The following is a 15,165-nucleotide window of genomic DNA, read 5'->3' on the forward strand; positions in this document are numbered from 1 at the left end:
GTGAAGTTAAATAATAATCGGCGCTGCGGGCAGCGCCGATTTGTTTACGCCCGGAAACGAATCTTCGATAGGAATTTACCGAGTGCCCGACGTATTATTCCGTCTGCCAGCCGTCGCACCGCCTGATCCCCGCGCCGGCAGCCTGTGTTTGCACACAGCGCGCAATCTTAATCCGGTAAGTTGTTAAACGATGCCCGCAAAATTTCGTTATTCGTTGTTGAGCCTGGCTTTTCTTTTTTCCGCACAGGGAGTGGCAGGCCAGGCGTTAGCCGCTTCGCCATTAAACACGCCTGCGCCGCTCTCTCAGCCGCAAATTGCCTCCGGCAGTGCGATGATCGTCGATCTTGATACTAATAAAGTGCTGTACGCCAGCCACCCGGATCGGGTAAGACCGATCGCCTCGATTACCAAACTGATGACGGCAATGGTGGTGCTGGATGCGCGCCAGCCGCTGGATGAGATGCTGAATGTCGATATCAGCCATACGCCGGAGATGCGCGGGGTCTTTTCCCGCGTGCGTCTGAAAAGCGAAATCAGCCGGAAGAATATGCTGCTGCTGGCGCTGATGTCCTCGGAAAACCGCGCCGCCGCCAGCCTGGCGCACCACTATCCCGGCGGCTATGATGCCTTTATTCGCGCCATGAACGCCAAAGCGCGCGCGCTGGGCATGACCAATACCCATTATGTCGAGCCGACCGGCCTGTCGATTCATAATGTCTCGACCGCCCGCGACCTGACAAAGCTGCTGATCGCCACCAAAAAATATCCGCTGCTGGGCCAGCTCAGCACCACGCACGAAGAGATGGCGCGCTTCAGCAATCCCGATTATGTTTTGCCTTTTCGTAACACCAACCATCTGGTCTATAAGCCGGACTGGCGTATTCAGCTGACGAAAACCGGTTTCACCAATCAGGCGGGACACTGCCTGGTCATGCGCACGGTGATTAAACAGCGTCCGGTCGCGCTGGTGGTGCTGGACGCCTTTGGCAAATATACCCATTTTGCCGATGCGAAACGGCTGCGCGACTGGCTGGAAACTGGCAAATCCGCGCCGGTGCCAGCGGCGGCGCTGGCCTATAAGCAGCAAAAAACCGCGCAAACCGCCAGCAACAGCCTCGACGACAGCAGCGTCGAATAGTGCGTTACGCCTCCGCTGCCCCGGCAGCGGAGGAGAGCGTGCGCTGCATAATTAGCGTATCGCGCCACGCGCCATGCTTAAATCCCACCGCTTTTAATACGCCGACCTGGCGAAATCCCAGCTTCAGATGCAGCCTGAGCGAGCCGACGTTTTGCTCGCCGTTACCAACCACCGCCAGCATTTGTCGCCACGGCCCATGCTCGCAGCGCGCAATCAGCGCCGCCAGCAGCACGCTGCCGATGCCTTGTCCGGCGGCGTCATGCGCCAGATAGATCGACTCCTCAACGCTAAAGCGGTAAGCCGGACGCGGACGATAAGGCGCAGCATAGCTAAAACCGATAACGCGGCCAGCCTGCTCCGCCACCAGATAAGGCATCTCCTGCGCCTGCACCTTTAAAAAACGGGCGTGCATTTCCGCTGCGTCGGGCGGCGTCTCCTCAAAAGAGGCGCAGCCATACAGCACGTGCCAGGCGTAGATATCAGTAATTGCGGGAATATCCGCCGCCTGCGCGTCGCGGATCAGCATTTCAGTGGGCTGGGACATGGCGTCTCCTTATGCCGGAAGGAAAACGCTACTCTGCCATAAGCGCAGCGCAACGAGTCATAACCATTTCTTATCTGCAAACTACGACTTTTCTTAACGCTCTCCTATAGTGAAGCGGCGGGCAAAAGCATACACTGGCGCGCGATCGCGGCGCGGCCGTGGAACAGAAACAGAATGGAACGACGTTCGATGTCAAAGTGGTTACGATTAATGCGGGCCAGCCTGCTGGCGCTGCTGGTGTTGGCGCCGTTGGGCATTCACGCAGCGGATGTCGCCGATGATGAATCGGCGACGGTAGAAGAAGAAACCGCAGTTAAATTGAATGCGGCGGTCGAGCTGCCGAAGATGCAGAAAATTCTCGACAAAATCAAAGGGCAGGTCTCTGGCGAGACCAATGACGCGCAGCTTTCTCAGCTAAACGATATGGCGCTGGAGCTGTCGGGCAACGCCGATACGCTGGGGCAGGCGCTGATCCCGCAGCATCAGCAGCTGATGGCGCAGCTGGCGGTTCTCGGCCCAGTGCCGAAAGCGGACAGCGGCGTAAAAGAGACGCCGGAAGTGACGCGTAAGCGCAAGGCGCTGGAAAGCCAAAAGCAGAAGCTGGATGAGCAGATCAAACAGGCGGAGGCGATTAAAAGCGGCTCCCTGAACCTCAGCGCGCAAATCGTCAACCTGCGGCGCGATAACCTGAAAACCCAGCTGGCGCTTAATTCCGGCAGTATCTTTGGGCCGCGTTTCTGGGCGCCGCTGGTCAGTATGCAGCAGACGGACGGCGAGCGGCTGGCGAATTTCCGCAACGAGCTGACCGACAGCGTCGCGCTCGCCTGGGAGCCGGGCTGGCGGGCGGGTACGATTTTATGGCTGGTTTCCGCCATTCTGATCGCCACGCTGGGACGTCGCTACGGTGAAGAGTTCCTCGCCTGGATCAGCATTAACAAGCTGCCGGAAGGGCGCCTGCGCCGTAGTTTCCTGGCGGCGGCGGTGGCGCTGACCACGCTGGTAGCGGTGGTGCTGGCGTTCAACTTCCTCGACCAGGCGTTTACCCGGCGCGACGAAGTGACAGATGATGTGCAGAGCTTTGCCGATCGTCTGGTACAGCTCAGCGTCTTCTGTGGTTTGATTGCTGGCTTAGGACGCGCCTTTCTCTCGACGCGTCGTCCCTCTTGGCGGCTGCCAGCGATTTCCAATGAAGTGGCGCAGGCGCTGAGGCCTTTTCCGCCGCTGACCGCGCTGCTGGTGTTTATTTTCCAGACGGTGGAAGCGCTGAACAGCACCGTCGGCACCAGCGTCGGCACCACCATTCTGGCCAACGGCATGACCGCGCTGCTGGTGGGCGCCACCGCGCTCTCTATCAGCTTCCGTTCCAGCCGCGTGCGCCGCAAACTGGTGCAGCAAGGGCAGGCGCCGGAGGCGAAATCAACGCTGGTCGGTCTGGTGCAGATGTCGATTACGCTGATTGGCCTGGCGATTATGCTGTCACTGATTATCGGTTACGTCACGCTGGCGCGCTTTCTTAGCTATGAGCTGATCTGGCTGGGCATTGTCTGCGGCGCCTTCTATTTCCTGAGTCACCTGGTCAGCGATGGCTGTGAAACGCTGCTGTCGGTGAACAGCCTGACCGGCAGGCGTATGCAGTCCTCGCTGAATATCGACGAGCGCCATCTGTCGCAGGCGGCGGCGCTGCTTTCCGCGCTCGGCAAAACTATTTTGCTGCTGTTTGCTGTCGTGGCGGTGCTGAACGGCACCTTCGGCACCTCGACACCGATAGAACTGCTGCAAAAAGCGGTGGAGTTCTGGGGCGGCAAAGGACTGGAGTCACTCAATATCGTGCCGGCGCATCTGGTTAACGCGCTGCTGTGCCTGATTATCGGTATTTATGCGTTGCGTTCGGTGCGCCGCTGGCTGGATAAAGATTTCCTGCCGAAAACCACCATGGATACCGGCATGCGCGTTTCGCTGGTGACGCTGTTCAGCAATGTCGGCTATGTGCTGGTTATTCTGATGACGCTTTCCACCATGGGCGTTCAGTGGAATAAGCTGGCCTGGATCGTCAGCGCGCTGTCGGTCGGTATCGGTTTCGGCCTGCAGGAGATCGTTAAAAACTTTATTTCCGGCCTGATTCTGCTGACCGAACGCCCGGTTAAAGTGGGCGATCTGGTCAGCATCAGCGGCATCGAAGGGGATATTCGCCGGATTAACGTGCGCGCCACGGAGATTCAGCTGGGCGATAAATCTACGGTCATTGTGCCGAACTCGCAGCTCATCTCCCAGAACGTGCGTAACGCCACCATGGGCAACGCCCAGGGCGTGGTGACCATTACGCTGACGTTCCCGCTGGATATCGATCCGGTACAGGTGCGCGAGATTTTGCTGGGCGTCTACAGAGATAACGAGCGCATCCTGGAGACACCGGAACCGTCGGTTACCTTTAAGGATCTGACGCCGCAGGGCATTGTGCTGAGCGTCACCGGCAACGTCTCTAACCAGCGCCAAATCGGCGGTGCGAAAAGCGATTTGCTGTTCGATATTCTGACGCGTCTGCGCAAAGAGGGCATTGTGCTGTCGCGCCCGCAAACCATGATAATCGAGCAGAAGAATGGCGAAATGGTGGTGAAAGAGCCGCAGCAAAGCTAAGCAGGGCGGTTTACCGGCAAGGCAAAAGAGGCGGCGACATGCGCTGGTGATATTCGCCGCCTGTATAAAGCCGCCTTTTAGCCAGGCGGCTTCGCGACAAGGGGCCGCGGCATTGGCTGGTGTGACTCGCCGCCAGCGTAAAACCGCCGCTGCGCATCAGCAGGGCGGCTAGCCGGCGGGCCGCTCACTATCGCAGCCGCAGCCAGCCCAGTGCTTCAGCTTGCTGGTTTTGCCAATGCCGGGATTGAAGCTGTTAGTCGGATCGAGCTGGCGATAAAAGGCCTTCATCTGCGGCTTCGCCTCATAGAGGTGGCCGACATTATGCTCCGCCGGATATTCCGCGCCGCGCTGATTGAGGATCTCCAGCATCCGCTCTTTCAGCGCGTGGGCGTCCACGCCTTTCTTCACAATGTAATCCTGATGGAAAACGTGACACATAAAGTGGCCGTAATAGAGGCGATGCACCAGCTTATCGTCGAACTCCGGCGGCAGCTTCTCGAACCAGTCGCGATCGTTACGGCGCAGCGCAATATCCAGCGCCAGAATATCCTCCACTTCATCGTGATGCGCCGCGTGATAGCGTACCGCTGCACCGGCTGCGGCAAAGCGATGCAGGAAGGCTTTTGATCCCTCTTCGTCAGTGCATTCAAAGTAATCGCCGCCGCCCTCGCGGAAAATATCCTTTAAATACTGACGCGCTTCCTCCACGCCGTCGCCCGACATTTTCAGCATCAGGTGATGTTCATAGCGGTCGCGCCAGGTTTTCATCCGCTTCGGCAGATGCGTGGGAAACAGCGCGCTCAGCTTCTGCAGCATGCGGTCGGTAAAATGCGGACGGAACAGCGGAATATGGCTCAGCATCGCGTCGATGCGGCCTTTTAGAGTGAAAAAGCGCGGCATCTTATCGGTGCCCAGCCGGTCAATCATAATAAAGGTATCTTTGCCGTACTTTTCTGCGATGTCATACATATCGCGATGCATATATTCACCGGCCACCGGCAGATTTTTAAAGTGGGCGAGAATATGGCGGCGAATATCCTCCAGCACCGCCGTATCGTTGCTGCCGATATAAAAGACCTGCTGTTTTTTCTCCGCCTCGAAGGTATCCAGCCGCACGGCGAATACCGCCAGTTTTCCGGCGCAGCCGGACGCCTCATACAGGCGGCTGGCGTCAGCGTTAAAGCGCGACGGCGTATCCGCCTCCACGTCGCGCACGCGCTCAACATAGTTATGATCGGAGGCCTGGCGGGAATCGTAGCGCACGTCGCTCTCGCGCCAGGTTTCATCGTCCAGCCGCCCCAGGATCTGCTCCGGCGTGCTGCCGAGTTCAATCCCCAGATGGTTAACCAGCTTCAGCTGGCCTTGCTCATCGAGCTGGGCATAAAGCGCCATTTCGGTATAGGCCGGGCCGCGTTTTACCAGCGCGCCGCCGGAGTTATTGCAGACGCCGCCGAGAATCGAGGCGCCGATGCAGGAAGAGCCGATCACCGAGTGCGGTTCGCGTCCCAGCGGTTTCAGCATCTTTTCCAGCTGAAACAGCGTGCTGCCGGGAAACGCCAGCACCTGTTTGCCCTTATCCAGCAGCTGAATACGATCCATACGCAGCGTGCTGACGATCACAATTTCGCGATCGTAATCGTTGCCGTTGGGCGTGGAACCTTCGGTCAGCCCGGTATTGGCCGCCTGCATTAGAATAATTTTATCCGCCGCGACGGCGGCCTTGAGGACGCGCCACAGCTCCAGCAGCGAGCCGGGAAAGACCACCGCCAGCGCTTCGCCCTGACCGGAGCGGAAGCCTTTGCGATAGCGTTCGGTTTTACGCGGATCGGTCAGCAGATGGCTGGCGCCGACGATGCGACGGAGTTCATTAATCAGAGTTTGACTGGCAGAGTGATTGTGAGGCTGCATATCCATTGTCCTGTTATGTGTGACAAATTTACTGTAGCAGCTCAGGCACAAAAGCGTCCGCCGGGAAAACTACCTGCTATTCTCATCCTGTGGCAAACTGTGCCGATCTTTGCGTTAACACGACCCGTCATATCCTGCGTTTTTGTTGAGAGCCCAATCTGATGAAATGGATTTACTCCCTGAGCCTTGCTGTTTCCCTGGCAGTGCAGCCCGCCCTTGCTGACGATCTTTTTGGCCCGCATCGCCTGACGCCCGACGCGCGCGACGCCTTTGTTACCGACCTGCTGAAGAAAATGACGCTCGATGAAAAAATCGGCCAGCTGCGGCTGATCAGCGTCGGCCCGGATAACCCGAAAGAGGCGATCCGCGAGATGATTAGAACCGGACAGGTTGGCGCCATCTTTAATACCGTAACCCGTCCCGACATTCGTGTGATGCAGGATCAGGTGATGCAGCTCAGCCGCCTGAAAATTCCGCTGTTCTTCGCCTATGACGTGGTACATGGCCAGCGCACCATTTTCCCGATTCCGTTAGGGCTGGCCTCCAGCTGGGATCTCGATGCGGTAAGCCGCGTTGGGCGTATTTCAGCTTATGAAGCGGCGGACGACGGCCTGAATATGACCTGGGCGCCGATGGTGGATGTGACGCGCGAACCGCGCTGGGGCCGCGGCTCCGAAGGTTTCGGTGAAGATACGTATCTGACGGCGAAAATGGGCAGCGCGATGGTCGAGGCGATGCAGGGCAAAAGCCCGGCGGATCGCTATGCGCTGATGACCAGCGTCAAGCACTTCGCGCTGTATGGCGCTATCGAAGGTGGACGCGATTACAACACCGTGGACATGAGTCCGCAGCGCATGTTCCAGGACTATATGCCGCCTTACAAAGCGTCTCTGGACGCGGGCAGCGGCGGCGTCATGGTCTCCCTGAATTCGATTAACGGCGTACCGGCCACGGCCAACAGCTGGCTGCTGAAAGATCTGCTGCGCGATGAGTGGAAGTTCAAAGGGATCACTATCAGCGATCACGGCGCGATTAAGGAGCTGATCAAGCACGGCGTCGCCAGCGACCCGGAAGATGCGGTGCGCGTAGCGCTGAAAGCCGGTATCGATATGAGCATGGGCGATGAGTATTACAGCAAATATCTGCCGGGGCTGGTGAAGCGCGGCGTGGTGTCAGAGCAGGAGATCGACGACGCGGCGCGCCACGTGCTGAACGTAAAATATGATATGGGACTGTTTAACGATCCCTACAGCCATCTGGGGCCGAAAGGCAGCGATCCGGCGGATACCAATGCCGAAAGCCGCCTGCACCGTGACGATGCGCGCGACGTGGCGCGCAAAAGCATGGTACTGCTGAAAAACCGTCTGGAGACACTGCCGCTGAAGAAAGCGGGCACTATCGCGTTGATCGGCCCGCTGGCGGACAGCCAGCGCGATATTATGGGCAGTTGGTCAGCGGCGGGCGTGGCGAAACAGTCGGTAACGCTGCTGCAGGGGTTGAAAAACGCCACCGCCGACAAGGCGACGATACTCTACGCCAAAGGCGCCAACGTAACCGATCACAAAGGCATTCAGGATTTTCTCAACCTGTATGAGCAGGCGGTCACGGTAGACAGCCGCACGCCGCAGCAGTTGATCGACGAAGCGGTCGCAACGGCGAAGAAAGCGGATGTGGTCGTGGTCGCGCTGGGCGAAGCGCAGGGCATGGCGCACGAAGCCTCCAGCCGCACCGATCTGACGCTGCCGGAAACTCAGCGTAAACTGCTGGCGGCCCTGAAAACCACCGGCAAGCCGCTGGTGCTGGTGCTGATGAACGGGCGTCCGCTGGCGCTGACCCATGAATATCAGCAGGCCGATGCGATGCTGGAAACCTGGTTTAGCGGTACGGAAGGGGGCAACGCTATCGCCGATGTGCTGTTTGGCGACTATAACCCGTCCGGTAAGCTGCCAGTCTCCTTCCCGCGCTCGGTGGGCCAGATCCCGATTTATTACAACCATCTGCCGACCGGTCGTCCTTACAACCCGGAAAAGCCGAACAAATATACTTCGCACTATTATGACGCGGCGAATGGGCCGCTGTTCCCGTTTGGCTACGGCCTGAGCTACACCAGCTTTACGCTGTCGCCAGTGAAGCTCTCCTCCGCGACCATGCCGCGCAACGGCAAAGTGGAGGCCAGCGTGACGGTCACCAATACCGGCAAGCGTGACGGCGCGACGGTAGTGCAGCTCTATCTGAACGACGAAGTCGCCAGCATCAGCCGTCCGGTCAAAGAGCTGCGCGGCTTTAAACGCATTATGCTGAAGGCAGGCGAATCGCAGAACGTGACTTTCCCGATTGATGTGGATGCGCTGAAGTTCTGGAATCAGCAGATGCAGCACGTGGCGGAGCCAGGCAAGTTCAAAGTAATGATTGGCCTGGATTCGGTAAGAACGCAGAACGCGGAATTTACTTACCTGTAAGCGGTAAGCGCGGGTTTACCTTTGGGCTGGCATGGTTCACTTACCGGTAAGCCGTAATAAAAAACCGATCGCGGTAACGCGGTCGGTTTTTTTGTGGTTTCAGTCAGTTGAACGCGCGGGCAAATGCCTGCTTCACGCGCGGAAAATGGCTTTAAACATTCGCAAGAAACAGCGTTCCTGACAGGTGGAAAAGGCCTGCTACACACGAAAAGGGCTTCGGTCACCCACAGGAAACACTTTTCTGACCAGCTTGAAAGCCCTCTGCTTTAAGCGCAAAAAGCAGTTCTGTTAATTGCCATTTCCCGATCTGGCGCGGCGGCTTATTTGCCGCCCGCCAGATCGATAAAGCTGCCGGTCACATAGGATGCTTTCTCTGACAGCAGCCAGGCAATAGCCTCCGCGACCTCTTCCGGCTGGCCGCCGCGCTGCATGGGCAGATGCGCTTTTACCCGATCGACGCGCCCAGGCTCGCCGCCGTCGGCATGCATCTCGGTATAAATTAAGCCCGGACGCACAGCATTCACGCGAATCCCTTGCGCAGCCACCTCCAGCGATAGCCCGATAGTCAGCGTATCGAGCGCGCCTTTCGAGGCCGCGTAATCCACATATTCATGCGGTGCGCCGAGCCGGGAAGCGGCGGAGGAGACATTCACGATCGCGCCGCCGTGGCCGCCGTGGCGCAGCGCCATGCGCTTTACCGCCTCGCGCGCGCAGATAAAACTGCCGCTGACGTTGGTGGCAAACACCTCTGCGATACGCGCCGCATCCAGCTGTTCGATGCTGGCCTGCTGCTTCAAAATGGCGGCGTTATTCACCAGGCCGGTTAAGCAGCCGAGATCGCGATCGATCTGCTGAAACAGCGCCACTACTTGCTCTTCATCGGCAACATCCGCCTGTACCGCAATGGCTTTGCCGCCGCCGTCGCGGATCAGCGCAACGACCTCTTCCGCACACGCCTGACGGGTACGATAGCCCACGCAGATCGCGTGCCCTTGCTGCGCCAGCAGCAGGGCGGTGGCGCGCCCGATCCCGCGTGCGCCGCCGGTTACTAAGGTAATCTTCTCTTTCATCCGTTTTCCCCAATCCGTTCGTTTATCGCTTTTTTGGTTATCAGCATCATAAAGACAATACTCAAACTTAGCAGCGCCATGGCAATAAATACGCCTCTGCCGCTCCATTCCAGTAGGGTGCCGCCGACAAAGGGGCCGAGAGAGAGGCCCAGCACCACCAGCGAGGAGGCGCCAAGGTAGGCGCCGCGATAGCGCTCCGGCGCCAGCCTGTCCAGCAAAATACTCAGGTTAGGCAGTAAAATCGCCTCGGCAATGCTGAACACCACCGCTACCAGTCCCCACCAGTAGAGATTAGTTGTCACATTAATCCAGAACAGAAATTGCGAAGCGGCGAAAATCAGCGCGCCGATGATAATGCGCTGGCCCGCCGCCACTCTTGCCAACAGCGGCACCAGATAAAGCTGCGCCGCCAGCACGCTGACCGCATTGGTGACCAGAATTACCGTAACCAGGTTGACCGCCTGCGTGCTGTCCAGCATCAGTAAATATTGCGGCACCACCGATTCAATTTGCGCATAGATCAGGTAGCAGACAATGCTGCAAATCAGCGCCAGCAGATAGATCTTATCGCGCAGAATAATCTGGCTGATTTGTCCGAAGCCCGGATGGGCTGGCAAGGCAGCCTCCTGATTGAGCGGGGCTGTAGCGGCGGGAAATTGCCACAGCGCAAACCACAAAAACGGCACGTAGGAGAGCGCAGTCAGCAGAAAGGTCATTTTCTGCGAATTGAGGCCAAAAAGAATGCCGATTAACGGGCCGCTGACCGCCGCGATATTCACGGCGAAATAGCGTATTTGCAAAGCCAGCTCGCGCCGGCGGGCATCGATTAACAGATCGCTCATCAGGGCGCGGCTGGGCGCGTCGGTCCAGGAAAAGGAGATACCGGTCAGCAGCAAACCCAGCGCAAAAATCCATACGTTATTCGCCAGGCCAATGGCCGCATAGCCCACAATCGCCAGCAGGCAGCCCAGCGCCAGAATCTGCTTCCGTCCCCAGCGGTCCGAGAGCGAACCACCATAAATACCCAACACGACTGCGATCACGGCGCAGCCCGACATCACGCCGCCGATCATTACCGGCGTCAGATGCCAGGTACGGGTCAGGATAATCGATAAAAAGGGCCAGGCCATAAAATAGCTGACCCGAGTCAGCAAGGTAAAAAAAAGCAGGGCGATTACGGGCTGGGGAAAGGTAGCGATGATTTGTCGAAAGGTGAGTTCATCGCTTAACAAAGATGCGTGTTCTTTCATAGTTTCCTCACCGGACAATTCCTGCGGAACATCTTTGTCCATAAGCATAATTGTTAAATTTAACAGAGAGAATGTTAAATTTTCAAGTAATTCGTAGATTAATATTTTTACCTTACTGTTTGAAATCAATATATAAATTAAGAAAATTTTATTTAAAAACAATAATTTAAGGGGTTAATTGTGAATAAATTCACATTTCAAATAACATAATAATTCACCGATTTAATCAGATTGCCCTTAACAGAATAGTAACATTTCAATAACCTAACTTTCATAATGTTAACTTTTGTTAATGAAAAAAGTGGGCAAACAACATGACAACGACAAAAAATGCACGACTACGCGCCATGATCGCCAGCCCGGAACTCTCTTTTTAATGGAAAGCCATAACGCGCTGAGCGCCAAAATCGCCGAGCAGACGGGTTTTGCTGGTTTATGGGCGTCGAGTTTGACTATCTCAGCCTCACTGGGGTTATCCGATCGCAACGAAGCCTCCTGGACACAGGTGCTGGATGTGGTGGAATTCATCACCGACCACGTTGAGATTCCGGTGCTGCTGGATGGCGATACCGGTTTCGGCAATTACCACAACGTGATTCGCCTGATGAAAAAGCTCTGTCAGAAGAACGTGTCCGGCGTCTGCATCGAGGACAAAATCTTTCCCAAAATGAATTCCTTTCTCGGCGAGCAGCAGCAGCTGGCGGACATCTCTGATTTTTGCTCAAAAATTCAGGCAGCCAGAGACGCGCAAACCGATGACGATTTTGTGATTGTTGCCCGCACCGAAGCGTTAATTTCTGGATTAGGAATGGCGGAAGCGCTGCGGCGCGCCGAGCGTTATCACGCGGCAGGGGCAGACGCGATTTTGATTCACTCTAAACGCGCTGACGCGGAGGAAGTATTAACAAAATTTGTGCCTCATTAAATGATGCGCAAACCTTCTTCCGCTATCTGCAACAGCAGGACTATCGCCAGGTGCTGGTGGAGAAATTTGTCGACGGCATTGAATACAGCGTGGAGACGCTTAGCTTACGCGGTGAGCATCAACTGATTGGCGTGACGGATAAGCGCCTGTCGCCCGGCAGCCTGGTGGAACAGTGCCATATCTATCCGGCGGCGCTGCCGGAGGAGACATTTGCGCGGCTGGCACGCTATATCACCAGACTACTGGATGAGATTGGTCACCATCATGGCCCGATGCATATTGAGGTCAAGCTCCAGGACGATGATATCCAGCTGATTGAAATTAATAACCGTCCGGGCGGCGACTATATCTGGGATATGGTGAATAAAGTCTCTGGCGTCAACCTGGTGGCGGAAACCCTGCGCTACGCCTTTAGCGGTCAGCCCGACGCTCAGACCCGCAGACGACGCCAGCGCTATGGCGCCATGAGTTATATCGCGCTGTTCCATTCCATTCCGCCGCAGACGATTTCCCAGGCGCTGGCCGCTAAGGTGGGGCTGGATCGTGTGCAGTGCCAGCTGGATAACGGCCAGCCACCTAAGGCGATCGGCAACTCCTTCGAGCGGCCCGGCTTTATTTTAATTGGCGAACAGGAGCCTGCCGCGCTGCGCTCGGCCCTGCCGCTGGTTGAACAGTGGATTGATTCGCAAACTCATCATGAGGAGAAACGGGCATGAAAGGATCAATCAGTAAAAACAACGCGTTTTTGCGCACATTGTTAAATAAGCTGTTTCTTTTTTCCGTTGGCGGCAACCGACGCCCGCCGCTGTTATCCGCCCATAAAGTGTTCCCGGAAAGCCTGAAAATCGAGACGCACTTTGCCGATATTCACCGCGAGATTAGCGCACTGATTAATGAGCGCGAGCTGACGCGTTATAAGGAGATCGATCCGGTGCGCGCCGCCGAGGTTTCCGAAAACTGGAAGCTCTATTACGCCTGGTTTATGTGGGAGGAGAATCCGCGGGCGCAGCTGGATTGTCCAACGTTGCTGAAGCTGGTCAGGCAGATGCCAAATGTCATTAACGCCACCGTGGCGGTGCTGGAGCCGCGCGTCACGCTGGCGGCGCACGAAGGCCCCTATGCCGGCATCCTGCGGTATCATATCGGCATTAAAATTCCGCAGAAAAACTCGCCTTATATCCGGGTGATGAATGAATATCATACCTGGCAGACCGGCCAGAGCATTGTGCTGGATGATTGTTATGAACATGAGGTTTATAACGAGGCGGATGAGAGCAGGGTGATTTTAATGATCGATTTTATGCGCCCGATGATCGCGCCGCTGCACTATCTGAATCTGCTGTGCCTGAAGATGAAAAAACGCTGGGGCGCAACCATGATCGACAAGGCTAATAAAAAACCGGTGGCGGACCCGCTTTGAAAGTGCGAAATGATGGCCCGCAGGCGGGCCATCTCGCTCAGCACGAGAAAACGCGGGCGTGCTATAGCGCGCCCATAAAAAAACCGATCGGCAGCCAACCGATCGGTCTGTTTATGCTCTGCTAAAAACGGCCAACGAGAGACCTCGTTGCAATCACCCGTCAGGCGGCGTGCTGGTTGACCTGCTGCTCGGCCAGCATGGTCAGCTTCTCATCGGTCGCTTTTTCTTCTTCCAGGGTATTGTTCAGGATAGAGATAACGTTGTCGTAGCCCAGATTTTTGGCCAGCGCCATCAGCGAGCCGTAGCTGGAAATTTCATAATGCTCGACTTTCTGGGCGGCTACGATCAGGCCCGCATCACGTACCGGCCCTTCCTCTACTTCCTGAATAATCTCCTCGCCTTCCTTGATTAGCCCTTCCATAGCTACACAGGTCACGTTTTCCATCTCAACATTATCAAGAGACTGGATGACTTCGTCCAGGCGGGCGATATGGCCTTTCGTCTCTTCAAGATGTTGTTTAAAGCCTTCAACCAGTTTAGTTTCAGTGGCGGCCTCTGCCATTTTAGGCAGCGCTTTGGTGAGCTGGACTTCAGCACTGTAAACATCGCTCAGGGTATGAACAAAAAGGTCGTTAAGTGATTGCATAGTCATAACGCTTGTCTCCCTATCATTGTGTTTCGATGTACTGCTGTTTGCCATAAAAGCCTGGTAGAAGGCTCGCGGGCAGGCAAATAATCTGCGTTTCGCTTACAAACAGATGAAAGATAAAGAGTTATGCTTATTTCTTCGCTGCTTATAAAATTTAAATCAAATTAATCAAAGGGTTAGCTTAAGCGTAATACTGCGTAAAAGAGTGTGATTTCTTATTGCAGAACGCAGCGGCTGAGCCTGAAGTGTTGGAAATACAATGGAATTATTACGCAGACGTATCGAAAGACAGGTTTTTCGCCTTAACGGTCTCTCGCTTAATGAGTTCGATCTCTCGCAGCCGCCGGGCGATCCCGGTTTGTTTGGCCCGGACAGCATCGTCTGGCCGGTACATGGCGACTTTACCTCCATGCTGTGCGGCGGCATCAGCGCGCTAATGTTGCAGATGCTGCATCCTTCCGCGCTGGCGGGCGTCTGGGATCACTCATCGTTTCGCACCGATATGCTGGGTCGTCTGCGCCGTACCAGCCAGTTTGTGGCTGTAACCACCTTTGGCAATCGGGCCGATGCGCTGACGCTGATTGAACGGGTTAAACGCATTCATCTGCAGGTGGAGGGCGTTGATAATTACGGCAAGCCTTATGCCGCCAGCGATCCTGTATTGTTGACCTGGGTTCACGTCGCCGAGGCGCGATCTTTTCTGGCCGCTCATCTGCGCTTTAAAAATCCATCCCTCAGCGCTGCCGATCAGGATCGCTATTACGCGGAAGCGGCGCGGGTAGCGGAAGCGCTGGGCGCCCGCGAGGTGCCGAAAAGCCGCCGCGCGGTAGAAGAGTGGATAGCGCAGATGCGCCCGCAGCTCTGCTGTGACGAACGGACCCGCGAAGTGATCCGCTTGCTGTTGCAGGCGCCCGCGCCGAGCTGGCCCGCGAAGCTGGTGATGGGTACGCTGATGGAGGCGGGTATGGCGCTGCTGCCTGACTGGGCGCAGCAGATGAGCGGTGTCTCCTTCAGCACGCGCCGCCAGGCCACCCTCGACCGACGTATCGGCATGTTGGCCGCGCTGCTGCGCTGGTCGGTACGAAACGGCGCTTTTCCGCGCGCGATGCGGCGCACAGGGCGCAATTTTTGAGATTATTACCCTTGCCGCTACGTAGCGATAAAGCGG

General features: G+C 56.5%; 12 protein-coding genes. 7 read left to right on the top strand and 5 right to left on the bottom strand.

What is annotated here, in order from left to right; all coding sequences use genetic code 11:
- Window positions 1-190 precede the first annotated feature (190 nt).
- The gene (gene pbpG / locus P3C52_RS04500; protein WP_275554006.1) at window positions 191-1,138 is read left to right on the top strand and encodes a D-alanyl-D-alanine endopeptidase; all 948 of its coding nucleotides are present in this window, start codon (window positions 191-193) and stop codon (window positions 1,136-1,138) included.
- 4 nt (window positions 1,139-1,142) lie between these two features.
- Here pbpG and P3C52_RS04505 read toward each other — a convergent pair whose 3' ends face one another.
- Window positions 1,143-1,682 (bottom strand): GNAT family N-acetyltransferase, encoded by a 540-nt coding sequence (locus tag P3C52_RS04505; RefSeq protein WP_275554007.1) that lies wholly within the window; start codon window positions 1,680-1,682, stop codon window positions 1,143-1,145.
- Between the two features lie 189 nt (window positions 1,683-1,871).
- Between P3C52_RS04505 and P3C52_RS04510 the strand changes: the two genes are divergently transcribed.
- Window positions 1,872-4,316: a DUF3772 domain-containing protein gene (locus P3C52_RS04510; protein ID WP_275554008.1), complete on the top strand. Its 2,445-nt coding sequence runs from the start codon at window positions 1,872-1,874 to the stop codon at window positions 4,314-4,316.
- Between the two features lie 168 nt (window positions 4,317-4,484).
- Here the strand turns inward: P3C52_RS04510 and dld are convergent, their stop codons facing one another.
- Window positions 4,485-6,224: a D-lactate dehydrogenase gene (gene dld / locus P3C52_RS04515; protein ID WP_275554009.1), complete on the bottom strand. Its 1,740-nt coding sequence runs from the start codon at window positions 6,222-6,224 to the stop codon at window positions 4,485-4,487.
- 161 nt (window positions 6,225-6,385) lie between these two features.
- On the opposite strand from dld, the gene bglX reads away from it, so the two are divergent.
- Window positions 6,386-8,683 carry a beta-glucosidase BglX gene (bglX, locus tag P3C52_RS04520; protein WP_275554010.1) on the top strand — a complete coding sequence of 766 codons (2,298 nt, stop codon included), beginning with the start codon at window positions 6,386-6,388 and terminating at the stop codon, window positions 8,681-8,683.
- A 320-nt stretch (window positions 8,684-9,003) separates the two neighbouring features.
- Here the strand turns inward: bglX and P3C52_RS04525 are convergent, their stop codons facing one another.
- Window positions 9,004-9,753, bottom strand: a complete 750-nt coding sequence (locus P3C52_RS04525) for an SDR family oxidoreductase (protein ID WP_275554011.1) — start codon at window positions 9,751-9,753, stop codon at window positions 9,004-9,006.
- Entirely contained in the window at window positions 9,750-11,003 is a 1,254-nt protein-coding gene (locus tag P3C52_RS04530; RefSeq protein WP_275554012.1) for an MFS transporter, read from the bottom strand. The genes P3C52_RS04525 and P3C52_RS04530 overlap by 4 nt, the downstream gene beginning before the upstream one ends.
- A gap of 376 nt (window positions 11,004-11,379) precedes the next feature.
- Between P3C52_RS04530 and P3C52_RS04535 the strand changes: the two genes are divergently transcribed.
- From P3C52_RS04535 to P3C52_RS04545, 3 genes are read left to right on the top strand one after another with little or no spacing between them, the layout of a single operon-like run.
- The gene (locus tag P3C52_RS04535) at window positions 11,380-11,928 is read left to right on the top strand and encodes an isocitrate lyase/phosphoenolpyruvate mutase family protein (protein WP_275554013.1); all 549 of its coding nucleotides are present in this window, start codon (window positions 11,380-11,382) and stop codon (window positions 11,926-11,928) included.
- Window positions 11,929-11,954: 26 nt separating this feature from the next.
- Window positions 11,955-12,644, top strand: a complete 690-nt coding sequence (locus P3C52_RS04540) for an ATP-grasp domain-containing protein (RefSeq protein ID WP_275554123.1) — start codon at window positions 11,955-11,957, stop codon at window positions 12,642-12,644.
- Window positions 12,641-13,348, top strand: a complete 708-nt coding sequence (locus P3C52_RS04545; RefSeq protein ID WP_275554014.1) for an aspartyl/asparaginyl beta-hydroxylase domain-containing protein — start codon at window positions 12,641-12,643, stop codon at window positions 13,346-13,348. The genes P3C52_RS04540 and P3C52_RS04545 overlap by 4 nt, the downstream gene beginning before the upstream one ends.
- 160 nt (window positions 13,349-13,508) lie before the next feature.
- On the opposite strand, the gene P3C52_RS04550 is transcribed toward P3C52_RS04545, so the two are convergent.
- Entirely contained in the window at window positions 13,509-14,000 is a 492-nt protein-coding gene (locus P3C52_RS04550) for a ferritin-like domain-containing protein (protein WP_275554015.1), read from the bottom strand.
- 256 nt (window positions 14,001-14,256) lie between these two features.
- On the opposite strand from P3C52_RS04550, the gene P3C52_RS04555 reads away from it, so the two are divergent.
- Complete coding sequence (locus P3C52_RS04555; protein WP_275554016.1) at window positions 14,257-15,129, top strand: oxygenase MpaB family protein; 873 nt, start codon at window positions 14,257-14,259, stop codon at window positions 15,127-15,129.
- The last annotated feature ends 36 nt before the right edge of the window (window positions 15,130-15,165 follow it).

The organism is Mixta sp. Marseille-Q2659 (assembly GCF_940807255.1).
Lineage (GTDB): Bacteria > Pseudomonadota > Gammaproteobacteria > Enterobacterales > Enterobacteriaceae > Mixta.